The 24,502-nt window shown below is 72.5% G+C and carries 16 protein-coding genes and 1 pseudogene; 9 read left to right on the top strand and 8 right to left on the bottom strand.

Annotated features, from left to right (window positions below):
* The first annotated feature begins 312 nt into the window (after nucleotides 1–312).
* Both ACN267_RS30800 and ACN267_RS30795 read left to right on the top strand, forming a co-directional pair.
* Complete coding sequence (locus tag ACN267_RS30800; protein ID WP_421490220.1) at nucleotides 313–1,359, top strand: hypothetical protein; 1,047 nt, start codon at nucleotides 313–315, stop codon at nucleotides 1,357–1,359.
* Nucleotides 1,346–2,083 carry a class F sortase gene (locus ACN267_RS30795; RefSeq protein ID WP_421490219.1) on the top strand — a complete coding sequence of 246 codons (738 nt, stop codon included), beginning with the start codon at nucleotides 1,346–1,348 and terminating at the stop codon, nucleotides 2,081–2,083. Before ACN267_RS30800 ends, ACN267_RS30795 begins: the two co-directional genes overlap by 14 nt.
* Before the next feature lie 73 nt (nucleotides 2,084–2,156).
* Here the strand turns inward: ACN267_RS30795 and ACN267_RS30790 are convergent, their stop codons facing one another.
* A complete protein-coding gene (locus ACN267_RS30790) occupies nucleotides 2,157–7,223 on the bottom strand; it encodes an NAD-glutamate dehydrogenase (protein ID WP_421490218.1) in 5,067 nt (1,688 codons plus the stop codon).
* Between the two features lie 363 nt (nucleotides 7,224–7,586).
* Here ACN267_RS30790 and ACN267_RS30785 point away from each other — a divergent pair, with 363 nt between their 5' ends.
* Nucleotides 7,587–9,548, top strand: a complete 1,962-nt coding sequence (locus tag ACN267_RS30785) for a penicillin-binding transpeptidase domain-containing protein (protein ID WP_421490217.1) — start codon at nucleotides 7,587–7,589, stop codon at nucleotides 9,546–9,548.
* Nucleotides 9,549–9,787: 239 nt separating this feature from the next.
* Here the strand turns inward: ACN267_RS30785 and ACN267_RS30780 are convergent.
* The 3 genes and pseudogenes from ACN267_RS30780 to ACN267_RS30770 form a co-directional block, all read right to left on the bottom strand.
* Nucleotides 9,788–10,723: pseudogene (locus ACN267_RS30780) on the bottom strand (arginase family protein); the annotation flags it as partial.
* A gap of 65 nt (nucleotides 10,724–10,788) precedes the next feature.
* A complete protein-coding gene (locus ACN267_RS30775; protein ID WP_204958026.1) occupies nucleotides 10,789–11,712 on the bottom strand; it encodes a tetratricopeptide repeat protein in 924 nt (307 codons plus the stop codon).
* Nucleotides 11,713–11,944: 232 nt separating this feature from the next.
* Nucleotides 11,945–13,633, bottom strand: coding sequence for an acyl-CoA mutase large subunit family protein (locus ACN267_RS30770; protein ID WP_421490216.1), 1,689 nt, complete (start codon nucleotides 13,631–13,633; stop codon nucleotides 11,945–11,947).
* Nucleotides 13,634–13,836: 203 nt separating this feature from the next.
* Between ACN267_RS30770 and ACN267_RS30765 the strand changes: the two genes are divergently transcribed.
* Together ACN267_RS30765 and ACN267_RS30760 are read left to right on the top strand one after the other, a co-directional pair.
* Complete coding sequence (locus ACN267_RS30765) at nucleotides 13,837–14,079, top strand: hypothetical protein (protein ID WP_421490215.1); 243 nt, start codon at nucleotides 13,837–13,839, stop codon at nucleotides 14,077–14,079.
* Nucleotides 14,080–14,116: 37 nt separating this feature from the next.
* A complete protein-coding gene (locus ACN267_RS30760) occupies nucleotides 14,117–14,701 on the top strand; it encodes a TetR/AcrR family transcriptional regulator (RefSeq protein WP_421490214.1) in 585 nt (194 codons plus the stop codon).
* A 60-nt stretch (nucleotides 14,702–14,761) separates the two neighbouring features.
* Here ACN267_RS30760 and ACN267_RS30755 read toward each other — a convergent pair whose 3' ends face one another.
* From ACN267_RS30755 to ACN267_RS30745, 3 genes are all read right to left on the bottom strand, one after another.
* Nucleotides 14,762–15,019 carry a hypothetical protein gene (locus ACN267_RS30755; protein ID WP_204958023.1) on the bottom strand — a complete coding sequence of 86 codons (258 nt, stop codon included), beginning with the start codon at nucleotides 15,017–15,019 and terminating at the stop codon, nucleotides 14,762–14,764.
* A gap of 165 nt (nucleotides 15,020–15,184) precedes the next feature.
* The gene (meaB, locus tag ACN267_RS30750; protein ID WP_239485213.1) at nucleotides 15,185–16,120 is read right to left on the bottom strand and encodes a methylmalonyl Co-A mutase-associated GTPase MeaB; all 936 of its coding nucleotides are present in this window, start codon (nucleotides 16,118–16,120) and stop codon (nucleotides 15,185–15,187) included.
* Between the two features lie 173 nt (nucleotides 16,121–16,293).
* Entirely contained in the window at nucleotides 16,294–17,487 is a 1,194-nt protein-coding gene (locus ACN267_RS30745; protein ID WP_421490213.1) for an acetyl-CoA C-acetyltransferase, read from the bottom strand.
* Between the two features lie 63 nt (nucleotides 17,488–17,550).
* Here ACN267_RS30745 and mce point away from each other — a divergent pair, with 63 nt between their 5' ends.
* The 4 genes from mce (at nucleotide 17,551) to ACN267_RS30725 (ending at nucleotide 23,536) form a co-directional block, all read left to right on the top strand.
* Nucleotides 17,551–18,027 carry a methylmalonyl-CoA epimerase gene (mce, locus tag ACN267_RS30740; RefSeq protein ID WP_204958020.1) on the top strand — a complete coding sequence of 159 codons (477 nt, stop codon included), beginning with the start codon at nucleotides 17,551–17,553 and terminating at the stop codon, nucleotides 18,025–18,027.
* A 380-nt stretch (nucleotides 18,028–18,407) separates the two neighbouring features.
* Nucleotides 18,408–19,673 (top strand): DivIVA domain-containing protein, encoded by a 1,266-nt coding sequence (locus ACN267_RS30735; protein WP_088642764.1) that lies wholly within the window; start codon nucleotides 18,408–18,410, stop codon nucleotides 19,671–19,673.
* 177 nt (nucleotides 19,674–19,850) lie between these two features.
* The gene (locus tag ACN267_RS30730; RefSeq protein ID WP_421490212.1) at nucleotides 19,851–22,058 is read left to right on the top strand and encodes a hypothetical protein; all 2,208 of its coding nucleotides are present in this window, start codon (nucleotides 19,851–19,853) and stop codon (nucleotides 22,056–22,058) included.
* Between the two features lie 389 nt (nucleotides 22,059–22,447).
* The gene (locus tag ACN267_RS30725; protein ID WP_204958222.1) at nucleotides 22,448–23,536 is read left to right on the top strand and encodes an AI-2E family transporter; all 1,089 of its coding nucleotides are present in this window, start codon (nucleotides 22,448–22,450) and stop codon (nucleotides 23,534–23,536) included.
* 16 nt (nucleotides 23,537–23,552) lie between these two features.
* Here the strand turns inward: ACN267_RS30725 and ACN267_RS30720 are convergent, their stop codons facing one another.
* Nucleotides 23,553–24,353: an alpha/beta hydrolase gene (locus ACN267_RS30720; RefSeq protein ID WP_421490211.1), complete on the bottom strand. Its 801-nt coding sequence runs from the start codon at nucleotides 24,351–24,353 to the stop codon at nucleotides 23,553–23,555.
* Between the last annotated feature and the right edge of the window lie 149 nt (nucleotides 24,354–24,502).

Below are 24,502 nucleotides of genomic sequence, written 5' to 3'. Positions count from 1 at the left end.
CCGCGTGCAGCGATTCTTGCATGGGAGCGCTTCCATGGCAATGGCTCGATACTTCGCGGCAACCTGGCCGCAACGCCCGGATCGGCATCCGGGCCGCTACGAGCCTATCTCCGCCCAGGCCGGCCGCGAGCGCCCCGACCGCGCAGCCGGGGGGTAATCCCGACACAAGCGGCCCAGGGTTCTTATGGGTCGCATCATCGGTAAAGCCGAAAACACGAATCTTTCCCCGAATAAGTCGTGAAACCGTCTAACGTCGGTCATAGCTCGACTGTCGTCGGGCTCAGGACAACAGGGGATGGAGTGACGCAGGTCATGGCTAACAAGATGCTCGGGAAGGTTGTCGCGGGTGCCGCTCTCGGTGGCGCGTCCCTTCTGGTGTTCACGCCGGGGATCGCGTTCGCGGACGGTCACCACGACGGCGAGAGCCGGGACGGCAAGGTCTTCGCCAAGCCGCACGTCGTCAAGCCCGGCGAAGAGGTCAAGCTCATCGAGATCTGCCCGGAGGCGCAGGAACACGCCTTCGTCTGGTCCAAGGTCACCGGCAAGGTCAAACTCAGGCCCGCCGACGGCCGCGGCGAGGAACACGGCGGCTGGAAGGACGACGAGGGCCGGGGCGAGGACCACGGCAAGCCCGAAGAGGGCAAGGGCGAAGGCCACGGCAAGCCCGACGAGGGCAAGGGCCCCGACGACAACGGCCCCAAGCCGCAGCCTCCGGCCGAGGGCGGCCAGCCTCCGGCGGACGGCGGTCAGCCCCCGGCGGGCGGCCAGGGCGGTGGCTTCATGGCCGCCGACCAGGGCCCGGACCACGGCGGCAAGCCCGACGAGGGCAAGGGCGACGAGCACGGCAAGCCCGACGAGGGCAAGGGCGAGGAACACGGCAAGCCCGGCGAAGGCAAGCCCGACGAAGGCAAGCCCGACGAAGGCAAGCCCGACGAGCACGGCAAGCCCGGCGAAGGCAAGGGCGAGGAACACGGCAAGCCCGGCGAGGAGTCCGGCGAGCACGGCTGGGACGAGGAGTCCGACGAGGGCGACTGGCAGGGCCACGAGGGCTACGGCCAGGAGGACGAGTACGGCTACGGCAAGGACGAGGGCGGCTGGGAGCACAAGCGGGACTTCGTCTACTACGGCGAGGCCAAGGTCTCCTGGGACGCCCGTCCGGGCCGGTACGAGCTGAACGGCTCGTGCGGCGAGGGCGAACTGGTCGTCCTGCCGAAGGGTCACGTCGACGGCGGTGACGGTGGGATGACCACCACCGGCGCCGACCGGGGCATGGTCGCCGGCGGGGCCGGCATGATCGGCGCGGCCGCTCTCGGCGGCATCGTGCTGATGCGTCGGCGTCGGGCCGATGAGCTCGGCTGACCCGACGGCGACACGGGCCGGCGGCCGTCACGGGAGACCGTGGCGCGCCGCCGGCGCGGCCGTCGTCGTCCTCCTCGCCATGGCCGGCTCCGGCCTGATCGGCGCGTCGATCCGGACCACGCCCCCGCCCCGTCCGCCGCAGCCGGCGGCCCAGGCCGCGCCGCACACCACCCCGACGGACGCCCCGGCCGGGGACACCGGGCCGGTCGACGACCCGGACGCGCAGGTCCCCGCCGACGCGAGCGTGCCGCCGGGCCCCGCCCCGCTGCCCCGCTCCGCCCCCACCACGATCCTGATTCCCAGGATCGGGGTCAACGCGGGGATCATGCCGCTGGGCACCAACCCGGACGGCACGGTCCAGGTGCCCCCGCTGGACCAGGCCCAGCAGGCCGGCTGGTACGAGCCGGGGGTCAGCCCCGGCGAGACCGGCAACGCGGTGATCGTCGGGCACGTCGACTCGGCGCAACTCGGGCCGGCGGTCTTCTTCCAGCTCGGCTCGCTCCTGCCCGGCGACACCGTCGCGGTGGCGCGGGCCGACGGCAGCACCGCCACGTTCACCGTCGACGAGGTGCGGTCGTACCCGAAGACGCAGTTCCCCACCGACCTGGTGTACGGCCCGAACGACCGTCCCGGGCTGCGGGTGGTGACCTGCGGCGGCCAGTTCGACCAGGCCGCCGGCAGCTACCAGGACAACGTGATCGTCTTCGCCACGCTGACGTCCTGAGCCGGCCCGCGACCGGCCACCACACGATCGCGCCCGTGCCGGGGGTCCCGGCACGGGCGCGATCGGCGTACGGTCAGGCGGCGGCGGACGTCCGCACCAGGGTACGGATCTGCCGTAGCAGCACCGACAGCGAGGCCAGGTCCGCCCGCGACTCGTCGAACTCCCCCATCGCCCGGTGCGCCCGGTGGATCGAGGTGGCGTTCGACTGCTCCCACTGGAGCACCCGCTCCTGCGGCGGCAGGTCACCCGGGGTGGAGTCGAGCACCTCCCCGGTGAGCGCGGCCAGCGCGGCGTACAGGTCGTAGCGCAGCGCCATCCGGGCCAGCGTCTGCCAGCGGTCCTCGCGCGGCAGCAGGGAGATCTTCGACAGCAGCGAGTCCACCCGGAACCGGTCGGAGAGCACGAAGTAGACCGAGGCCACCTCGCCGACGTCGCGGCCACTGGTCCGCGCCGTCTCCACCACGTCCAGCAGACCGAAGCTGTACATCAGCCGGGTCGCCCGCCCGGCCAGCTCGGCCGGCAGCCCCCGGGCGGTCATCGCGTCGACGTGCGCCTGCAACGACTCCCGCTCGCTGCCGTGGAACCGGTCCTGGAGGTCGGGCAGCAACCGGGCCACCCCGTCGCGGAGCCGCTCGATCTCGGCGGGCACGTCGATCGGCGAGCGCCGGTTGGTCACCAGCCACCGGACGGCCCGGTCGAGCAGCCGGCGGGTGTCCAGGTAGACGCTGGTCTGCAACTCCGGCGGGACCTGGTTGTCCAGCGCCTCGACCGCGTCCCACAGCTCGCGCAGCCCGAAGACCTCCCGGACCACCACGTACGCCCGGATCACGTCGGCCGCCGACGCCGCCGTCTCCTCGACGACCCGGAACACGAACGAGATGCCGCCCCGGTTGATCGCCTCGTTGACCAGGACCGTGGTGACGATGTCCCGGCGTAGCCGGTGCTGGGCCATCCGGTCGGCGAACCGCTCGCGCATCGGCGTCGGGAAGTAGTTGACCAGGACGTCGGTCGTCCACTCCTCGTCCGCGAGCCCCTCGGCCAGGATCTCCCGCTCCAGCACGATCTTGACGTACGCGAGCAGCACCGCGAACTCCGGCGCGGTCAGCCCGGACTCGGTGCGTACCGCCAGTTCCTCGTCCGGGGGCAACGCCTCCAGCGCCCGGTCGAGCTGGCCGGCCCGCTCCAGTTCGCTGATCATCCGGCGGTGCACCGGCAACAGCGAGGCGGCCTGGGCCTGCGAGTTGTTGATCGCCCGTGCCTGGTCGTAGTTGTCCCGCAGCACCAGTTCGGCGACCTCGTCGGTCATCTGGGCGAGCAGTTCGTCGCGGGCGGGCACGTCCAGCGCGCCGTCGGCGACCGCCGTGTTCAGCAGGATCTTGATGTTCACCTCGTGGTCGGAGCAGTCCACCCCGGCCGCGTTGTCGATGAAGTCGGTGTAGATCCGGCCGCCGGTGGACGCGTACTCGATCCGGCCGAGCTGGGTGCAGCCCAGGTTGCCGCCCTCGCCGACGACCCGGCAGCGCAGGTTCTTGCCGTCCACCCGGATCGCGTCGTTGGACTTGTCGCCCACCTCGGTGTTGGTCTGGCTGGACGCCTTCACGTAGGTGCCGATGCCGCCGTTCCAGAACAGGTCCACCGGTGCGGTGAGGATCGCCTTCATCAGCTCCGCCGGGCTGAGCTGGGTGACGTCGTCGTCCAGGCCGATGGCCGCCCGCACCTGCGGGGTGATCGGGATCGACTTGGCACCGCGCGGGAAGATCCCGCCGCCTTCGGAGATCAGCTTCGGGTCGTAGTCCTCCCACGACGACCGGGGGAGGTCGAACAGGCGCTTGCGCTCCTGGAACGACGTCGCGGCGTCCGGGTCCGGGTCGAGGAAGATGTGCCGGTGGTCGAACGCGGCCACCAGCCGGATGTGCTCGGAGAGCAGCATCCCGTTGCCGAACACGTCGCCCGACATGTCGCCGACGCCGACCACGGTGAAGTCGGCCGTCTGGGTGTCGTGGCCCAGCTCGCGGAAGTGCCGCTTGACCGACTCCCAGGCGCCCCGGGCGGTGATGCCCATCTTCTTGTGGTCGTAGCCGGCGGAGCCGCCGGAGGCGAACGCGTCGCCCAGCCAGAAGCCGTGCGCCGCCGAGATCTGGTTGGCGATGTCGGAGAACGTGGCGGTGCCCTTGTCCGCCGCCACCACCAGGTACGGGTCGTCGGGGTCGTGCCGCACCACGTCGGTCGGCGGCACGATGTCACCGGAGACGATGTTGTCGGTGACGTCGAGCATCGCGCCGACGAACTCCTGGTAGCAGGCGACGGCCTCGTCCCGGTCCCCCGGCTTCTGCTTGAGCACGAAGCCGCCCTTGGCGCCGACCGGCACGATCACCGCGTTCTTCACCATCTGCGCCTTGACCAGGCCGAGCACCTCGGTCCGGAAGTCCTCCCGCCGGTCGGACCAGCGCAGCCCGCCCCGGGCCACCGGCCCGTAGCGCAGGTGCACACCCTCGAACCGGGGCGAGTACACGAAGATCTCGAACTTGGGCCGGGGCGCCGGCAGGTCCGGGATGGCCTGCGGGTCCAGCTTGAACGCCACGTACGGCTTGGGCCGCCCGTCGGCGCGCTTCTGGTAGAAGCTGGTCCGCAGGGTGGCCTGGATCAGCGTCAGGTAGGCGCGCAGGATGCGGTCCTGGTCGAGGCTGGCCACGTCGTCCAGGGCGACGCCGATCGCGTCGACCAGCTCGGCGCTGCGTTCCCGGCGCTGCTCCGCCTCGCGCCCGTCCGGCGCGAACCGCACCTCGAACAGTTCCACCAGCAGCGCCGCGATCCGCGGGTAGGCGATGAAGGTCTGCTCCATGTACTCCTGCGAGAAGACCGCCCCGGTCTGCCGCAGGTACTTCGCGTACGCCCGCAGCACCACCACCTGCCGCCAGGTCAGGCCACCGCGCAGGACCAGCTCGTTGAAACCGTCCACCTCGGCCTCGCCCCGCCAGGCGGCGGCGAAGGCGTTCTCCACGTGCGGGCGCACCTCGGCCAGCTCCTGGTGCCCCTCGGGCAGGCGCAGCCCGAAGTCGTACAGGAAGACCCGGCCGTCGATCCGGTCCACCTCGTACGGGTGCTCGTCGACCACCCGGACGCCCAGCGAGTGCAGCACCGGCAGCACGGCGGAGAGCATCATCGGCTCGCCGTACCGGTAGACCTTGAACCGGACGTCCATCGCCTCGTCGGCCGGCTGCCCGGCCCGGGACGCCCACTGCTTGCGGAACAGGTGCATCTCCAGCTGGCCGGGCTCCTCCAGCAGCTCCAGCTTGGCCAGGTCCTTCATCGCCTCGTACGGCGTGTGGGTGTCCTTGTAGCCCTCCGGGAACGCGTCGGCGTACCTGGTGAACAGACGCTTGGACTGCTCGTCGCCGAGCTTGCGTTCGAGCACCAGCCGGTAGTCGTCGTCCCAGAGCCGGGTGGCGTCGGCCAGCTCCTCGGCGAGCAGGTCGGCGTCGATGTCACCGGGCGGGTTGTTCGGGTCGGTCCGGACGATGAAGTGCACCCGGGCCAGCATCGACTCGGTGACCCGGGTGGTGTAGTCCACCCCGACCCCGTTCAGCTCCCGCAGCAGGATGTCCTGCATGCGCAGCCGGTTCTGGGTGGTGAACCGGTCCCGGGGCAGGTAGATCAGGCAGGAGATGAACCGCCCGTACGCGTCGCGGCGCAGGAACACCCGCAGCTGCCGGCGGCCGGCCATCCGCAGCACGCCGACCACCGCGTGGTACAGGTCGTCGGTCTTGATCTGGAACAGCTCGTCGCGCGGGTAGGTCTCCAGGATCTGGAGCAGGTCCTTGCCGGAGTGGCTGCGCTGGCTCAACCCGGAGCGGTCCAGCACCTCGGCCACCTTGCGGCGGACCACCGGCAGCTCCCGCACGCTGGTCCGGTACGCCGCGGTGGAGAACAGGCCGAGGAACCGCCGTTCGCCGACCACCGCACCGGAAGAGTCGAAGATCTTGAAGCCGATGTAGTCCAGGTAGGCCGAGCGGTGCACGGTGGCCCGCGAGTTGGCCTTGGTGATGATCAGCAGCCGCTTCTCCATCACCTTCTCGTGCGCCTCCGGCGTCATCGACGACAGCGCCCGCGCCTCGGGCGAGTCCGACCGCAGGATGCCCAGCCCGGTGCCGAGCACCGCCTCCAACGCCGGGCCGCCCTGCCCACCGGAGTCGACCAGCCGGTACTCCCGGTAACCGAGGAAGGTGAAGTGGTCGTGGGCCAGCCAGCGCAGCAGCTCCACCGAGTCGGTGATGTCCTTCTCCGGCACCGGCGGGCGGTCGTCCGCCGTCCGGGCCGAGGCCAGTTCGTCGGCGAGCGCCAGGGCCCGCTGGCGCATCTTCGGCCAGTCCTCGACGGCTTCCCGCACGTCGGTGAGCACCCGCTGCAACTCGCGGCGCAACTGGTCGCGCTGGTCCGCGTCGCGGACCGGATCGATCTCGATCCGCATCCAGCTCTCCACCAGGTCGCCGGCGATCGCGTCGTCCGGCTCCACGTCGGCGGAGACCTCGGTCAGCCGGCCCAGCGGCTCCCGCCGGACCACCACCAGCGGGTGCACCAGCAGGTGTACGTCGAGGTGGTGGGCGTTGAGCAGGGCGGTCACCGAGTCGACCAGGAACGGCATGTCGTCGGTGACGATCTCGACGACGGTGTGGTGCTGGTCGGCGTCGGGGGGCAGGATACGCAGCTTCAGCTCGCCCGGCACCCGCTGCTGGGCGAGGTCCCGGTGGGCGCGCGCGGCGTCGAGCATCTCCTCGGCGGTGAACCCGATCAGCTCCTCGTCCGGCGCGAACCGCCAGAACCGGCCCACCAGGGTCGCCGCGTCGTGGTCGTCACCGGCCAGCGCCACCGCCTGGGCCACCAGGCGTTCCGCGTTGGGCACCGGCTCGTCGAGTTCGGCGTCCTCCACGTCCTCGCCGAGCGCCTCCACCGGAAGGCCCAGGTCGTAGAGGGTGTCGATGCTCGAACCGGTCATCCCGGTCACGCCGGTGTCGAGTCGGCCGTAGCCGTCCCCGTCGATCGGCGGGCTGTCCCCGTCGGTCGCCGAATCGAAGCTGTCGTCCCGGCCGGTGTCGCTCTGCCGGAGGTCGGGTACCGGTTTGATCGCCGGACGCCGGTCCATCGGTGCCACTCCCCTCGACGACCCACCGCGTTGTGGGTCACTCTGCCGCCCCACCATAGGCCCTGCCGCTTCGTGCCTCGGTCGGTGGACCAGGGGTGGGACGTCCCGGTTCGAGACTCTGGCCTGGCATCCGTGGCAGATGCCCGATCGGCCGGGTGCCGAGTACCCCGCCTCGGGATGTTCATCACACCTGTGGGTCCACCACTTCGGGCCGCCCGCCGGGGCCGACCCGCTGTGGTCACGGCGGCCGGTCCACGCCCGCGTACGGCCTGGCCGGGCGGCCCCGACGACCGCGCGGGGCGGTACGGGCGGCGACGGCGTACTAGCGTGCAGGGCAGCCCGCCGTCCGGAAGGTGCAGCTCCATGCCCCTGTCGTACCCCTACCGCCACCCCGGCACGCCCCTGCGACGGGGGCTCGCGGCCCTGGCCGCCACCGTGCTGGCGGCCGGCGCCCTCGTCGGCTGCTCCACCGACGACGCGCTGGCGGGCAGCGTGGACGCGTTCCTCACCGGCTGGCGCTCCGGCAATCTGGACAAGGTGGGCTTCGTCGACCCGACCGGGACGAGAGTGCCCGCCGGCACCGTCGTCGAGGAACTCAAGGCCCTCTCCGGCGACCTCGCCGCCACCCCACCCGCCCTGCGGCGCGTCGGGGAGGCAGAGGTCACCAAGAACCTCGCCACCACCACGGTCGACATCCGGTGGACGCTGCCGGGCGGGGCGGACTGGGCCTACCAGCGGCCGGTCCGGTTGCGGCAGAACGCCGGCGACGACCGGTGGCAGGTGATCTGGGAACCGCAGGTGCTGCACGAGCAACTGACCAGGGGCGACCGGTTGACGCTGCGGCGGACCGCCGCGCCCCGGGCCGGGCTGCTCGACGGCGCGGGACAGCCGATCGTGACGCCCCGGCCGGTGGTCCGGATCGGACTGCAACCCGGCGAGATCCCGGACGTCGCGGCGCTGGTGGGGCGGCTCGACGCGGCATTCCGGGCGGTCCGGCCGCCGATCAGCCCCCCGGTCGACCTGGCCGACCTGCCGCAGCGGCTCCGCGACGCCGATCCGGACGCGTTCGTCGAGGTGGTGACGTTGCGGGACGAGGCCTACCGGCAGATCCGTTCCCGGATCTACGACCTGCCGGGGACGAAGTTCCGGGCCGAGAAGCTCGACCTGGCGCCGACCAGGGAGTTCGCCCGCGCCCTGCTCGGCACGGTCGACCCGGCACAGGCCGACGACCTCGCCGCCCACCCCGACCGGTACACCAAGGGCGACCTGGTCGGCCACGGCGGTCTCCAGGGCCGCTACGACGAGCGGCTGCGCGGCACCCCCGGCACCACCGTGGAGATCCGCCGGCCCACCCCCGAGGGTGGCAGCACCGTCGTCACCGAGGCGTTCCGGCACGAGCCGGGCCCCGGCCAGCCGGTCCGCACCAGCCTCGACGTGGCCACCCAGAACGCCGCCGACGGTGCGTTGCGGGGCGAGAAGCGACGCTCGGCCCTGGTGGCGGTGCGGGTCAGCGACGGCGCGGTGCTCGCCGCCGCCAACGGCCCCGGGTCGGCTGGGGAGAACCTGGCCTTCACCGCCCAGGTGCCGCCGGGCTCCACGTTCAAGACGGTCAGCGCCCTGGCCCTGCTGGACAAGGGGGCGGTCACCCCGCAGACCATCGTCGACTGTCCCAGGACCAGCGTGGTGGACGGCCGCGCGTTCAAGAACTCCGACGACTTCGTACTGGGCAAGGTGCCGTTCCGCACCGACTTCGCGAAGTCCTGCAACACCGCGTTCGTCGCGCTGGCCCCGCAACTCGGCCCGGACGGGCTGGCCGCCACCGGTCGTACCCTCGGGTTGGAGGGCTCGTGGGACCTCGGCGCGGACGTCTTCACCGGCAAGGTCTCCACCGGCGGCGGGCCGACCGAGCAGGCTGCCGCCGCGATCGGCCAGGGCACCACCGTGGTCAGCCCGCTGGCCATGGCGGGAGTGACCGCCGCCGTCGCCCGGGGCCGCTTCGAGCAGCCGAAACTGGTGCTCGACCCGGCCCCTGCCGCGCCCGCCGCGGCCGGTCCGCCGCTGCGGGCCGAGTCGGTGGCGGCACTGAAGACGATGATGCGCGAGGTGGTCACCGCCGGGACCGCCAAGGCGTTGGCCGACGTGCCGGGTGGCCAGGTGTACGGCAAGACCGGCACCGCCGAGTACGACGACGACCCGGCGCACACCCATGCCTGGTTCGTCGGATGGCGTGGCGACGTCGCGTTCGCCGTCTTCGTCGAGCAGGGCGGATCGAGTACGGCCAGCGCCGTCCCGATCGCCGAACGCTTCCTCCGCGCCCTCCGCTGACGCCCCTCCCGCACCCGCCCTCCGGTCTCGGCGTCCGGTCTCCGGTCTCGGCGTTCGGCCCTTGCGCCCGGTCTCGCGCTCGACGGGGGGCGACGTTGCGGTATCCCGGTCGCGGGACCACGCCACATCGGCCCCGTTGCGGGGTCAGGCGGGCCGGGGCACGGTCAGGCGACCGGTTCCTCGGCGCGGCCCGGTGCGTCGACCGGGTCGGGCCCGGCATGGTGCGGCTGGGGTGGCAGCAGCCGGGGCGCGACGGCGTCCGGGGCGACGACCGGGGCCAGCCCGGCGACGACCGTGTTGACGATCTCGGCGGCGTACGCGCCATCCGGGTCGTAGTCCGGGTCGAAGACGGTCAGCTCGACGCCCAGGCAGTGCGGGGTGTCCACCAGCCCGGCGAGCAGGATCTCCAGCTCGGCGAAGGCGATCCCGCCCGGGTCGGGGGCGTCCACGGCCGGCATCACCGCCGGGTCGAGCACGTCCACGTCGATGTGCACCCAGTAGCCGGCGCAGTCGGCCAGCTGCTCGTGCGCCCACTGGGCGCTGCGGGCGGCCCCCTCGGCGCGCAGGGCCGGCACCGGCCGGGTGATGATCCCGGCGGCCTGGAGGTCGAGCCGGTACTCGTCCTGCGCCCGGATGCCGAGCACCACCACGTCGATGTCCCGGAAGTACGGTCGACGCCCCTCGATCGCGGCCAGGTCGGCCTGCCCGCGCCCGGTCACCAGGGCGAGGTCCTCGCCGGCCGCCGCGCCGACGTAGGAGGCGTTGCCGGGGTGCCGGAAGTCGGAGTGGCCGTCGACGAAGACCAGCCCGATCCGCCCGCCGACCGCCTCGCCGAGCCGGTGCATCGCCAACGCCGAGCCGAGCAGCACCGAACAGTCCCCGCCGAGGACCAGCGGGAACTCGCCCCGGTCGATGATCGCGCCGATCCGGTCGGCCAGCGCCGTCGAGTAGCCGGAGATCTCCCGGGCGTGGCAGACCCCGTCGCCGGGCCGCCAGTCGCCCGGGTCGTACCGGGGAGCGGTGAGGCAGCCGGCATCGCGGGCCCCGAGCCGGGCGAGCAGGCCGTGGTCCCTCAGCGCCCCGGGGGCCTTGCCGCAGCCGGGGACGGAGGTGGAGGTGGGTGGGCGCAGACCCAGGTTGGTCGGCGCGTCGAGGACGGCGATTCGGCGCATCACAGGCTCCCGTCCTCGATGGGTCGGCGGGCCGGCCGGGTGGCCGGCCCGCGCGGGATGTCAGGGGATCAGAACAGGGCGCTGGCCAGGGCGCGACGGGCGGAGGCCACGGCGGGGTCGTCCGGGCCGGCGATGCTGAACAGCGAGACCAGGTGTTGCCGGGCCCGGTCCCGGTCGTCGCCGGCGGTCCGCCGGACCAGCCCGACCAGCCGTTCGTACGCCTGCTCGGCCATGCCGCTGAGCACCTCGATGTCGGCGGCGAGGAGCTGGGCCTCGACGTCGTCGGGGTTGGCCTGCGCGGCGGCGAGGGCGGTCTGCGGGTCGGCACCGGCGACCCGCCGGGCCACCCCGACCTGGGCCAGGCCGGCCTCGGCGGCGGCGTCCGCCGGGGACTCGGCGAGGATCTTGCGGTACGCCTGCTCGGCGGCGTCGAGGTCGCCGCTCATCAACGCGTCGTCGGCCTCGTCGAGGCGCGGGTCCTCCGGTTCGGCGACGGTGACGCCACCGGCCTTGAGCACGGCGGCGAGCCACTGGCGCAGCTGTGGCTCGGGGATCACGCCGGGGAAGGCGTCGATCGGCCGGCCGCCGACCACCGCGTAGACGGTGGGGATCGCCTGGATCTGGAACATCTGCGCGATCCGGGGATTCTCCTGGACGTCGACCCGGGCCAGGACCCACTGGCCGGCGCCCTCGGCGGCCAACCGCTCCAGCACCGGGGCGAACTGGTCGCTGTCCGGGTAGCCGGCCGCGCCGAAGAAGACCACCACGGGTGTGGTCATGGACCGTTCGAGCACCCCGGACTGGATGTTCGCCTCGGTCACGTCGAGCACGGCGGCACCGCCACCTGTGGCGGGACCGCCCGGTGCGCCGGTGGGTGCACCGGTCTGGCTCGGTGTGGCGGGACGGGAACTGGCCGGGGCGGTGCCGCGCAGCGCGCTGAGGTCGACCGCGCCGCGGGTGAAGATCGACGAGGTGATCCGTGGGTCGCTCATGGTTACCTAGTCTCGCACGATCCCCACCGTCCCCGGCTCAGCCACAACGCCCACAGTTGCCACTCTCACCTCCCGTTCCGCCCCCCGCCACCCCCGCGCCCCCGCGCCCGCCCTCCACCCGGTCGATCATGGAGTTGTGGTGGGCGTAGCGCCCCATTTGTGGGGCTCTGCCATCACCACAACTCCATGATCGACCGGGGTGGGGGTTGGGGGGTGGGTGGGGCGGGGGGGGTTAGAAGCGGGGGGGTTCGCGGTAGGTGCCCCATTCGGCGCGTAGGGCGTCGCAGATTTCGCCCAGGGTGGCTTCGGCGCGGACGGCGTCGAGCATGGGCGGGATCATGTTGCCGCCGGTGCGGCTGACCTCGACCATGCGGGTCACCGCCGCCGTCACCGCGGCGTCGTCCCGGGCGGCCTTGCGCTCGGCGAGCACCCGGCGCTGCTCCAGCTCCACCTCGTGCGAGATGCGCAGGATCTCCAGCTCCTTGGCGACCGTGCCGGTGTGACAGTTGACCCCGACGATCTTCTTGTCGCCCTTCTCCAGGGCCTGCTGGTAGGTGAAGGCCGACTCGGCGATGTGGCCGGTGAACCAGCCGTCCTCGATGCCGCGCAGGATGCCGGAGGTCATCGGGCCGATCCGGTGCGGGCCGTCGCCGCCGAGCTGCCGGATCCGGGCGAAGATCTCCTCCGCCTCGGCCTCGATGGCGTCGGTGAGCGCCTCGACGTACCAGGAGCCGCCGAGCGGGTCGGCCACGTTGGTCACCCCGATCTCCTCCATCAGCACCTGCTGGGTGCGCAGGGCGATCTCGGCGGATTCGTCGGTGGGCAGGGCGAGGGTCTCGTCCAGGGCGTTGGTGTGCAGCGAGTTGGTGCCGCCGAGCACGGCCGCGAGGGCCTCCACGGCGGTGCGTACCACGTTGTTGACCGGCTGTTGCGCGGTCAGCGACACCCCGGCGGTCTGGGTGTGGAACCGCAGCCAGAGGGCCTTCTCGCTGGTCGCGCCGTAGACGTCGCGCAGCCAGCGGGCCCAGATCCGGCGGGCGGCCCGGAACTTGGCGATCTCCTCGAAGAAGTCCAGGTGCGCGTCGAAGAAGAAGCTGAGCCCGGGGGCGAAGACGTTGACGTCCAGCCCACGCGAGAGCCCCAGCTCGACGTAACCGAACCCGTCGGCCAGGGTGTACGCCAGCTCCTGCGCGGCGGTCGAGCCGGCCTCGCGGATGTGGTAGCCGGAGACCGACAGCGGCTTGTAGCGGGGGATCTCGGCGGCGCAGTACTCCATCAGGTCGCCGATCAGGCGCAGGTGCGGCTCGGGGTCGAACAGCCACTCCTTCTGCGCGATGTACTCCTTGAAGATGTCGGTCTGCAACGTGCCGTCCAGCTTGGACAGGTCGACGCCCTGCCGCTCGGCGGCGACCAGGTACATGCAGAACACCGGCACCGCCGGGCCGGAGATGGTCATCGAGGTGGTGACGCCGGCCAGGTCGATGCCGTCGAAGAGCACCTCCATGTCGGCGGCGGAGTCCACCGCCACCCCGCAGTGGCCGACCTCGCCGAGCGCCTGCGGGTCGTCGGAGTCGCGCCCCATCAGGGTCGGCATGTCGAACGCGACGGAGAGCCCACCGCCGCCCGCGCCGAGGATCATCTTGTACCGCTCGTTGGTCTGCCGGGCGTTGCCGAACCCGGCGAACTGCCGGATCGTCCAGGCCCGACCCCGGTAGCCGGTCGGATGCAACCCCCTGGTGTACGGGAACTCGCCCGGCCAGCCGATCCGCTCGAACCCGGGGTACGCGGTGCCCTCGGGGGGCCCGTACACCGGTTGCACGGTGACGCCGGACAGGGTGGTGAAGTCCGCGTCCCGCTTGCGCGCGGCGTCGTACCGGGCCTGCCAGCGTGCCCGTCCGGCGGCGATCTCGTCAGCGTCCATCCGCGGGGCTCCTCCTCGAGTCCTCGACCGAACCCCGAGTGTAGAACGAAAACCTGAACGATCACTAAGGGAACCCACCCGCCCCCACCCCACCCCACGCTGCACCTCGCCCCGACACACGCTGCGTCTCGGTGATCAAGAGGTTTGCGTCATGATCCGACCAAAATCTGACGTAAACCTCTTGATCAACTGACGCAAACCTCTTGATCACCGGGGCAGGCGAGGGCAGGACGGGTGGCGAACGCCAACGGGTGGGCATCGCCGGCGCCCTGGTCACCAACCCCCGGCTGCTGGTCGACGAGCCCACCGCCGCGCTGGACCGGGTACGCAGCCACGAGGTCGTCGAACTGCTCGCCCGGGAGGCCCGGGAGCGCCGTGTCGCGACCGTCATGGTCACCCACGACCAGGACGTCCGCAGGACTGCGACACGGTTACGAGATGATTGACGGGAAGCTCACGCCAGCCTGACCGAAGGATCCGCCGGTGCCGAAGACCCAGGCAGCCACCGTCGCCGAGCACCGTGCCCGGCAACGCGCGGCGATCCTGGACGCCGCCCGGTCGATCCTCGCCGAGGGTGGGTCGCAAGCGCCGAGCCTGGCCGCGGTCGCCGCGCGGACAGGCCTGGCGCGGCCGAGCGTCTACCAGTACTTCAAATCCCGTACCGACCTGCTCGACGCGGTCATCGTGGACCTGCTCCCCCGCTGGTCGACGTACGTGACGCAGCGGATGCGCCGGGCCGCCACCCCCGGCGACCGGGTCCTCGCCTACGTGGCGGCCAACCTCCGCCTGGTCGCCAAGGGCGAGCACCCGGTCTTTCGCGGACTGTCGGCGATCGCCTCCCCGGAAGCGCTCGCCGAACCCAGCCGTCGGCTCCACGAACAGCTACGCGCTCCGCTCGTCGAGGCCCTCGCCGAACACGGCGCACCCGACCCGGCCGGCACCGCCGAACTCATCCAGGCGATCGTCTACACCGCCTCCCACATGATCGAAAGCGGTGTCGGGGAGGCCAAGGCCCGTTCGCTCGCGCGCGGGCTGCTGGAGCCGTACCTGCGGCAACCGACCGGCTGACCACACACCACCGGCGGCCAGCAGAATGGCCGTCCCCATTGCGCGCGGGCGCGGTGCCGATCAGGTGTAGAGAACCAGGTGCCAGTGCGGGTTGTGGCTGGCGGAATAGTTGCAGGCGTAGTCGTGGTACCGCGAATTCGGCAGCTCGACCGCATTGCTGCCGGCCTGGTAACAGGAGGTGCTGTTGGTGAACCAACCGCCGCTCACCGAGCCTGCGCTCGCGGCGGCCGTCGTCGTCGCCAACGTCAGCGACACCGCGCCGACGACGAGCGCGCCGGAGACGCCGAGCCGGGTGGCTATTGTTCCGATCCTGGTCACGGTATTCCTTCCCTTCCTCGGTTCGGAGACCGCGCCCCGGCCGGCAGAATGCGCCCGGGCCCGAGATCAGTTTCGCAGTTCCTGTATACACGCGTACATCACGGCATTCAAGAGCAGCAATACGCCGCCCGAAAGGGGCAGGTGGTGTCCGGCTCGCAGGCCCGGTCAGGAGCTGATCTGGGCCAACAGCTCGTCCGCCGCCGCGTACGGGTCCAGCGCCCCCTCGGCCACCTTCGCGGCGAGCGTCGGCAGCTCCGTACCGTCGCGCAGGGAACCGATCCGGGCGCGCAGGGTGCCCAGCGCGATCGCCTCGATCTCGGCGGCGGCCCGCTTCTCCCGGCGGCGGCGCAACTCATCGTGCTGCTCCAGCCAGGCCCGGTGCTTGTCGATCGCGGCGGCGATGTCGTCGATCCCCTCGCCGCGTGCGGCGACCGACCGGACCACCTGCGGACGCCACTGCCCCGGCCCGCGCTCGCCCAGCGCGATCATGCCCTGGATGTCGCGGACGGTGTTGTCCGCGCCGTCCCGGTCCGCCTTGTTGACCACGAAGACGTCGGCGATCTCCAGGATGCCGGCCTTGACCGCCTGGATCGCGTCACCCATGCCGGGGGCGAGCAGCACCAGCGTGGTGTCGGCGAGCGACGCCACCTCCACCTCGGCCTGGCCGACGCCGACGGTCTCCACCAGCACCACGTCGCAGCCGGCGCCCTCCAGCACCCGGACCGCCTGCGGGGTCGCCGCCGACAGCCCGCCGAGATGGCCCCGGCTGGACATCGACCTGATGTAGACCCCCGGGTCGGTGGCGTGATCCTGCATCCGGACCCGGTCGCCGAGGATCGCCCCGCCGGTGAACGGGCTGGACGGGTCGATGGCCAGCACCCCGACCCGGTGCCCGCCCGCCCGCAACGCCCGTACCAGCTCGTTGGTGGTGGTCGACTTGCCCACCCCCGGAGAGCCGGTCAACCCGACCACCTGGGCCTGCCCGGCGTACGGCGCGAGCGCCGCCGCCACCTGCGGCAGCACCTCGTCGCCGGACTCGACCAGGGTGATCAGCCGGGCCACCGCCCGGGCGTCACCCTCGCGCGCCCGGCTCACCAGCATCGGTACGTCCCGACTGCGACGAACCGGGACAGCGGTCGGGGCGGGGGCGTTCTCGACAGTCACTGGGCCACCTTCGCTCACGACCGCGGGGCTCGCAAACCCCGCTCACTCCTCGCGCTCGCCACCGCGCCACCTTCGCTCACGACCGCGGGGCTCGCCAACCCGGCCGGCGGTCAGTCCTGGACGTCGGTCGGCACGTGGATGATCAGGGCGTCGCCCTGACCTCCGCCGCCGCAGAGCGCCGCCGCGCCGGTTCCGCCGCCGCGCCGCTTCAGCTCCAACGCGAGGGTGAGCACCAGCCGGGCACCGGACATGCCGATCGGGTGGCCGAGCGCGATGGCGCCGCCGTTGGCGTTGATCTTGTCGGCACCGACCCCGAGGTCCCGCGCGGACTGGATGCCGACCTGGGCGAACGCCTCGTTGATCTCGATGAGGTCGAGGTCGTCGATGCTCAGGCCGCCCTTCTTCAGGGCGTGCTGGATGGCGTTGGACGGCTGCGAGTGCAGGGAGTTGTCCGGGCCCGCCACGTTGCCGTGCGCGCCGACCTCGGCCAGCCAGGCCAGGCCCAGCTCGTTCGCCTTGGCCTTGCTCATCACCACCACGGCCGCCGCGCCGTCCGAGATCGGCGACGAGGTGCCGGCGGTGATCGTGCCGTCCTTGGTGAACGCGGGACGCAGCTTGGCCAGCGACTCGGCGGTGGTGTCCGGCCGGATGCCCTCGTCCTCGCTGATCACCAGCGGGTCGCCCTTGCGCTGCGGGATGACCACCGGGGTGATCTCGTCGGCGAAGTGGCCGTTCTTCTGGGCGGCGGCGGCCCGCTGGTGGCTGGTCGCCGCGAACGCGTCCTGCTCCTCGCGGGTGATGCCGTGCCGTACGCCGAGCCGCTCGGTGGACTCGCCCATCGAGCAGCAGTCCCAGGCGTCGCTGAGCCCGTCGTGGGCCATGTGGTCCTTGACCGTCACGTCGCCGTACTTGTAGCCGGCGCGCTGGCCGAGCAGCAGGTGCGGGGCGTTGGTCATCGACTCCATGCCACCGGCCACCACGATGTCGAACTCGCCGGCCCGGATGAGCTGGTCGGCCAGGGCGATCGCGTCCAGGCCGGAGAGGCACACCTTGTTGATGCTCAGCGCCGGCACCGACATCGGGATGCCGGCCTCCACCGCCGCCTGCCGGGCCGGGATCTGCCCGGTGCCGGCCTGGAGCACCTGCCCCATGATCACGTACTGCACCTGGTCCGGGGCGACCCCGGCGCGCTCCAGCGCCGCCTTGATCGCGATGCCGCCGAGCTTCGTCGCGGGGAGGTCCTTCAGGTTGCCCAGCAGCCGGCCCATCGGGGTCCGCGCGCCGCTGACGATGACCGATGCCACTGTCTGCCTCCGAGGGGGGTACCGAGCTGTACGCCTTAACGGCTGTTCGGCCAGACTAGCGGCATGGCTGAGAACTCCCCCGTCGAGCCCGCTGCCGACTGCGTCACAGACATCGGGCTGCGCCGTATCGATCACGTCGGGGTCGCGGTGGCCGACCTGGACGCCGCGATCGACTTCTATCAGCGCACCTTCGGGATGCGCTGCATTCACGAGGAGACCAACACCGAGCAGGGCGTACGCGAGGCGATGATGGCGGTCGGCCCGACCGCCGAGGGCGGCTGCGTGCAGCTGCTCGCCCCGTTGTCGCCGGAGTCGACCATCGCCAAGTTCCTCGACCGTAACGGCCCCGGACTGCAACAGCTCGCCTACACCGTCGCCGACATCGACGCCGCCTGCGCGACGCTGCGCGACCGTGGCGTACGGCTGCTCTACGACACCCCGAAGCGCGGCACCGCCAACTCCCGGGTCAACTTCGTCCACCCCAAGGCCGCCGGCGGCGTCCTCATCGAACTCGTCCAACCCGCCGACACCCCCCACTGAGGTTTCCCCCTCCCCCGCCCCGCCCCTCCGTGTTGATCAAGAGGTTTGCGCCATCTTGATCTCCAGACCTGACGCAAACCTCTTGATCACCGGGGCAGAGCGGTCCGGGGTGGGGCGGTCCGGGGTGGGGCGGTCCGGGGTGGGGGTGGCTTTTCGTGGGGTGGTGGGGGCATTGTGCGGGGGTGCCATTGCGGGGTTGGCGGGGAAAAGGTCGGGCGCTGCCGGGATAGCGGGCGGTAGCGGCGGCGGGGCCGCCCGGACCAGCCAAGATCGCCGTTTGGTGCCGGCCGCCGGTACGACCCGGTGGACCATGTAAAGAGGACACGAAAGCTCGGCACCGCTCTTGCGAACGACCCCGGGGGGTCTGCAAGTATGTCCCAATGCCCCAGCAGCAGTCCTCCCCTCTCGCGTTCTTCGATAACGCGAACTCGCAGCCCGACTTCACGGTGGGCCTGCGCGGCTACAACACCCACCAGGTCGATGACTTCCTCGGCCGGATGACAGCCGCGCTGACCCAGTCGGAGCAGGCCCGCGCCGAGGCCGAGCAGCGGATGAACGACGCCCAGCGTCGGCTCCGCCAGGCCGAGCAGCGGCAGGCCGCGCTTGAGCAGAAGCTCACCGACACCAACAAGCAGCTCGAGGAGAACAGCCGGCCGACCCTGTCGGGTCTCGGCACCCGGGTCGAGCAGATCCTCCGGCTGGCCGAGGAACAGGCCAACGACCACCGCAACGAGGCCAAGCGCGAGTCGGAAGGGATCCTCTCCGCTGCCCGGCTGGAGGCGCGGGAGATCACCGACAAGGCGCGCGCCGAGGCCGCCGCGATGAAGGCCACCGCCGAGCGGGAGGCCGGCACCGTCCGCACCGCCGCCGAGCGGGAGGCCGCCGAGGCCCGGGTGCAGGCCCGTCGGGAGGCCGACACGCTGCGCGCCGACGCCGACCGGGAGACCAAGCAGCTGCGTACGGTCACCGCGCACGAGGTGGCCGAGCTGAAGTCCACCGTCGAGCGGGAGGTCGCCACCCTGCGTGCCACCGCCGAGCGGGAGATCACCCAGCAGCGGGCGAAGGCCGCGCGGGAGGCCGAGGAGAAGCGCGCCGAGGCGACCAAGCTGCTCACCGACGCCCGCGACAAGCGGGACAAGGACCTCCAGGCGCTGGAGCTGCAGCTCGCCGAGCGGCGGGAGAAGGCCGAGCGCGAGGAGTCGGAGCGGCACGCCGCCCAGGTGGCGCAGACCCAGAAGCTGGTCGGCGAGGCCGAGCAGCGGGCGCGGGCCGCCCAGGAGCGGGCCAAGGAGATCGAGCAGCGCGCCGAGGCCCGCCGGGTCGAGTCCGAGCGCACCGCCAACGACACCGTCGACAAGGCCAAGGCGTTGGCCGAGAAGACCCTCAACGAGGCCAAGGCCGAGGCGAAGCGGCTGCTCACCGAGGCGCGCACCGAGGCCGACCTGACCACCCAGGCGGCCCGCCGCGAGGTGGAGGACCTCACCCGCCAGAAGGACGCGGTCACCTCGCAGCTCGGCCAGATGCTCTCCGGCCTGGCCGGGATCGTGCCTGGTGTGCCGGCCCAGCAGCAGGCCGCCGCGCCGGCCAAGGCGGAGCCGGCGAAGGCCGACGCCGAGTCCCGGGCGACCGCGGAGACCGCCAGCTGACCGAACGCATCGACGGGGCATGAGTCGCGGCGCGGAGGGACACCGGATGACCGGTGCACCCCCGCGCCGCGCCCGTTCCCGCCCTGTGACACCCTGTCGCGGGACAGCACTGAAACAGCTCCCCACAGCGGCGTCCGTATCGCCCCCGGAGGGCCGGATGCGTGTGAGGATGGGGGCATGTCGCACGGCGAGGAACTGTTCGCTCTCGGCGGGGATGTGACCACGGAGCCCAGCTTCGAGTCCGCTCTGCGGGGATACGACAAACGACAGGTCGACCGGTACGTCGCTCGTGCGGAGCACGAGATCGCCACGCTGACGGGTGAGCGGGAACAGGCGTACACCCAGATCCACAAGTTGGCCGGTCAGGTCGAGCACCTGCAGCGGGATCTCGCCCAGGTGCGCAAGCAGGTCGGGGTGGTGGACCGGGCGTCCTTCAAGCACCTCGGCCCCCGGGTCGAGCAGATCCTCGCTCTCGCCGAGGAGCAGGCTGACGCGATCCTGGTCGCCGCCAACGAGGAGATCGAGGCCCGTCGGGCCGCCGCCGAGCACATCATCGACGAGGCCCGTGAGCAGGCTGCCCGGGCGCTCAAGGACTTCGAGATCGCGCTCGCCGCCCGGCGAGCCGAGGAGGAACGGCACACCACGGCCCGCAAGGCCGAGGCGGACGCCGCCGTGCGTACCGCCAAGCAGGAGGCCGCCCGGCTGCGCAGCACCGCCAAGGACGAGGCGACCCTGCTGCGCGCCACCGCCGAGGACGAGTCCAACCGGTTGCGGACCGCCGCCCAGGAGGCCCTGAACCGGGCCCAGCAGGAGGCCACCCAGCTCCGTGACACCGCCAAGGAGATCCACGCCCGGGCCCAGCAGGAGGCCACCAAGCTCCGCGAGATGGCGAAGGCGGCGCTGGCCAAGGCCCAGAAGGAGGCCACCGACCTGCGCGAGGCCGCCAAGGAGGTGCATCTCAAGGCGCAGCAGGAGGCCCGGCGGCTCGTCGATTCGGCGACGGAGACCAGCCGTGCCACCCACGCCAAGGCGCTCCAGCAGGCCAAGCAGGTCACCGACGACGCCGACGGCGCGGCCAAGGCAACCCGGGAACGCGCCCGGCAGGAGGCGCAGCGGCTGACCACCGAGGCGACCGAGTCGGCCCAGCGCAGCCGGGCCGAGGCCGAGGCGTACGTGCAGCGGATGCGCACCGAAACCGAGGCGTACGTGCAGCAGTCCCGCGCCCAGACGCAGCAGGAGCTGGGGGCCTGGCGCGCGGGGGTGGAGCAGGAGGTCAACGGCCGGCGGGAGGCCGCCGACCGGGAGCTGGCCCAGCGCCGGGCCGCCGCCGAGCAGGAGTTCGCCAAGCGCCGCGACGAGCTGGACCGCAAGCACCAGGCCCGGCACGACGAGCTGGAACAGCAGCACGGCACCCGGCAGGCCGAGCTGGAGCGGGAGTGGGCCGCCCGGCGGGACGAGATCGAGCAGGGGGCGGCCGAGATCCGCCGGGCCGCCGAGGCGGACGCGGCGACGCTACGCCGCACCGCCGAGCAGGAGACCGCCGAGTTGCGGCGGCGGGTGGAGCAGGAGACCACCGAGCTGATCGACCGGGTCGAGCGGGAGACCGCCGAGAAGCGTCGCCAGGCCGACGAGCACGTCGCCGCCTCCCGTCGGCAGTTCGACGAGTACGCGGCCACCACCCAGCAGCACCTCGCCACCACCCAGCAGCACCTCGCCGCCACCCAGCAGGAGGCGGCGGCCGGCCGGCAGCAGCTCGCCCGGGTGATGTTGGAGATCGCCCAGGCCCAGCAGCAGCTCGCCGACCTGCGTCAGGACACCTGGCAGGCGCGGCAGGAGCACGACGAGTTGCAGCGGGACGTCACCGCCCTGCGGGCGGGCGCCGCGACGCCGGTGGGCGTCGACGCGGTGCTGCCGTCCCCGGACGGCGACCGGCCGGGGACGGGTCCGCTCGGCAACGGCGGGAAGCCGAAGCCGACGCGCACCGCCGACACCCCGGCACCGCAGCCGGTGGGCTCCGCACCGGCCGGCGGCGGTAAGGCCCCCGCCGGCAGCGACGCCGGGAAGGAACCGGCCGTCGCCGGTGCGGGCTCGGTCGTGGCCGTCACCAGGCCGGCCGGCGGTCCCGCCACCAACGGTACGAAGCCGACCGGCGGTACGGACGGTGCCGCGAAGCCGAAGGCCGAGCCGGTGACCACGGTGGACGGCGGAACGGCCAGCGCCGGGGTGGACGGCGAGCCGACGGTCGCCGCGGTTCCCGGCACCGCCGGCCGGGACGCCACTCCGACGAAGATCACCAGTACCGGCGAGAACGGCAAGCGGCCCAGCAAGCCGACCACCGATGAGCGCAGCGCCAAGCCGAGCACGGTGACCGTCGAGTCCGAGTGACCACCGGCTCCGATTGACCCCGGCGGGGTGCCCCGGGTGGCCGGCGGGGCACCCACCCCACTACCCTGCGGGCAGGAGCCCGTACGGTAGGTGGTCGCCGGGTGGGTCGGCTGATCCGCTCCGGTCTGCCATGCCGAGGGCGGAACTGGGGAGGTTCGGTGGCACAGCACGGCCCGGCCCGCGACGACGCGACCCGGGACAGCGCCCCTGCGGGCGTACCGACGGCCCGGACCGGGGCGGAACCGGTGACGGCCCGCTCCGAGCCGCCGCCCGGCACGACCGGAGAGCGCACCACCGGGGCAGAGCCCGCCACGCGCGGAGAGCCCGCCGCATCGATCGGCCGGGCCACCGACGCCCCCACCACGGTGCCGGACGTACCTGCCCACGACGTGCCGGGGGACGGCTCCGCCGGGTCGGTCGCCACCGGCTCGGGGCGGTTCGGTCGACCCGGGCGGCCACTGCGCCGCAGCAGTTTCCTGGTCGGTTTCACCGGGGCCCTCGGCGTGCTGCTGGCGTACACCGTGTTCCTGGGGATCCGCAATGCCGGCGGCATCCTGGTCCTGGTGGTGATCGCGCTCTTCCTGGCGGTGGGGCTCAACCCGGCGGTGGTGCGGCTGCGCCGCTGGGGGTTGCCGCACGGGCTGGCGGTGACGGTGGTGGCGCTGACCCTGGTGCTGCTGATCGTCGCCGGGCTGGTGGCGCTGGTGCCGCCGGTGGTGACCCAGACCGGGCAGTTCATCGACCAGCTCCCCAGCTACGTCGAGGAGCTGCGCCGCAACCGCACCGTCAACGACCTGGTGGTCCGCTACGACGTGATGCAGCGCGTGCAGGCGCTGGCGAACGCGGACACCGTGGGCCGGGCGCTCGGCGGGGTCCTCGGCGGCGCACAGTTGATCTTCGGAACCATCTTCCGGGTGCTCACCGTGCTGGTGTTGACGATCTACTTCCTCGCCTACTTCGACCGGCTGCGCGACCTCGGGTACGCGTTGGTGCCGAGGTCACGTCGGCAGCGGGTCAGCCTGATCGGCGACGAGATCCTCACCAAGGTCGGCGCGTACATGGTGGGAGCGCTGAGCATCGCGGTGCTGGCCGGCGCGACCAGCTTCGTCTTCGCCCTGGTCGTCGGGCTGCCCTACCCGTTCGCGCTGGCCGTGGTGGTGGCGGTGACCGACCTGATCCCGCAGATCGGGGCCACCCTCGGCGCGGTGGTCGTCAGCCTGGTCGGCTTCGCCACCGCGCTGCCGATCGGCATCGCCTGCGCGGTCTTCTTCGTGCTCTACCAGCAGGTGGAGAACTACCTCATCTATCCGAAGATCATGCGGCGGTCAGTGGAGGTCAACGAGGTGGCCGCGCTGCTCGCCGCCCTGCTCGGGGTGGCGCTGATGGGGGTGGTCGGCGCGCTGATCGCCATCCCGGTCGTCGCCGCCCTCCAGCTCATCCTGCGCGAGGTGGTGCTCCCCCGCCAGGACCGCCGCTGAGCCGACCGGAAGGGGCTCAGTCGGCGGCGGGCCCCGGCACGGGGGTGTCGGCGAAGGCGGCCACCGTCCGGTCGGCGTACGCGCTGACGTCGCCGGTCTCCATCGGGCCGTCCCAGCTGGTCGGCAGCGGCAGTGGCACTGCCGGGTTCACCAGCCTGACGATCTCGTCGAGCACCCGTTCGGCGTCGCCCACCCACAGGTGCTTGGCCCCGGGCACGCCGACGACCTCGGCCTGCGGCACCGCCGCGAAGCGTTGCCGGGCCTCGTCGGGGCGCAGGTAGTCGTCGAACTCGGGCACCAGCGCGGTCAGCGGCCGGCCCGACTCCGCCCAGACGGCCAGGTCCCCAGGATTCGAGAAACGCAACGGCGGGGAGAGCAGGATCGCCCCGGCCACCGCCGGGTCGCAGCCGTACTTGAGGGTCAGGTCGGTGCCGAACGACCAGCCCACCAGCCAGATGTTCGGCAGCTCGTGGAACTCGGCGTACTCGATCGCGGCAGCGACGTCGAAGCGCTCGCCCACCGCGTTGTCGAAGGCCCCCTCGCTGGTGCCCCGGACGCTGCTGGTGCCCCGGGTGTTGAACCGGAGCACCGCCAGGTCGGCCAGGGCGGGCAGCCGCCAGGCCGCCTTGCGGAAGACGTGGCTGTCCATCATCCCGCCGTGGGTGGGCAGCGGGTGCAGACAGACCAGGGTGCCCACCGGGTCCCGGTCGGCCGGACGGGCCAGCTCGCCGACGAGGCGCAGGCCGTCGGCGGTGTGCAGCTCGATGTCCTCCCGGTGGCCGGGCAGGATCGACGACGCGCGGATCGGTGTGCTCACCGCCCCAGTCTGCCGCGACGTCGGCGCGGACGCGCGCCCGGGGCGCAACCGGGGTGACCCGGATCGCCCGACCAGCCGACCGCCAGGGACCCCGACCACCAGGGACCCGGATCGCCAGGGACCCGGATCACCAGGAACTCCGCGCGCGG

This window comes from Micromonospora sp. WMMD734 (assembly GCF_049178975.1).
Lineage (GTDB): Bacteria > Actinomycetota > Actinomycetes > Mycobacteriales > Micromonosporaceae > Micromonospora > Micromonospora wenchangensis.
Note: the sequence above shows the minus strand (reverse complement) of the source record. Positions and strands in the feature narration are given on the sequence as shown.

Bases quoted from the DNA above. Each gene is read 5' to 3' on its own strand.
- ACN267_RS30800 (WP_421490220.1), top strand. From the start codon at position 313: ATGGCTAACAAGATGCTCGGGAAGGTTGTCGCGGGTGCCGCTCTCGGT.
- ACN267_RS30795 (WP_421490219.1), top strand. From the start codon at position 1,346: ATGAGCTCGGCTGACCCGACGGCGACACGGGCCGGCGGCCGTCACGGG.
- ACN267_RS30790 (WP_421490218.1), bottom strand. From the start codon at position 7,223: ATGGACCGGCGTCCGGCGATCAAACCGGTACCCGACCTCCGGCAGAGC.
- ACN267_RS30785 (WP_421490217.1), top strand. From the start codon at position 7,587: ATGCCCCTGTCGTACCCCTACCGCCACCCCGGCACGCCCCTGCGACGG.
- ACN267_RS30775 (WP_204958026.1), bottom strand. From the start codon at position 11,712: ATGAGCGACCCACGGATCACCTCGTCGATCTTCACCCGCGGCGCGGTC.
- ACN267_RS30770 (WP_421490216.1), bottom strand. From the start codon at position 13,633: ATGGACGCTGACGAGATCGCCGCCGGACGGGCACGCTGGCAGGCCCGG.
- meaB (WP_239485213.1), bottom strand. From the start codon at position 16,120: ATGCTGGTGAGCCGGGCGCGCGAGGGTGACGCCCGGGCGGTGGCCCGG.
- mce (WP_204958020.1), top strand. From the start codon at position 17,551: ATGGCTGAGAACTCCCCCGTCGAGCCCGCTGCCGACTGCGTCACAGAC.
- ACN267_RS30735 (WP_088642764.1), top strand. From the start codon at position 18,408: ATGCCCCAGCAGCAGTCCTCCCCTCTCGCGTTCTTCGATAACGCGAAC.
- ACN267_RS30730 (WP_421490212.1), top strand. From the start codon at position 19,851: ATGTCGCACGGCGAGGAACTGTTCGCTCTCGGCGGGGATGTGACCACG.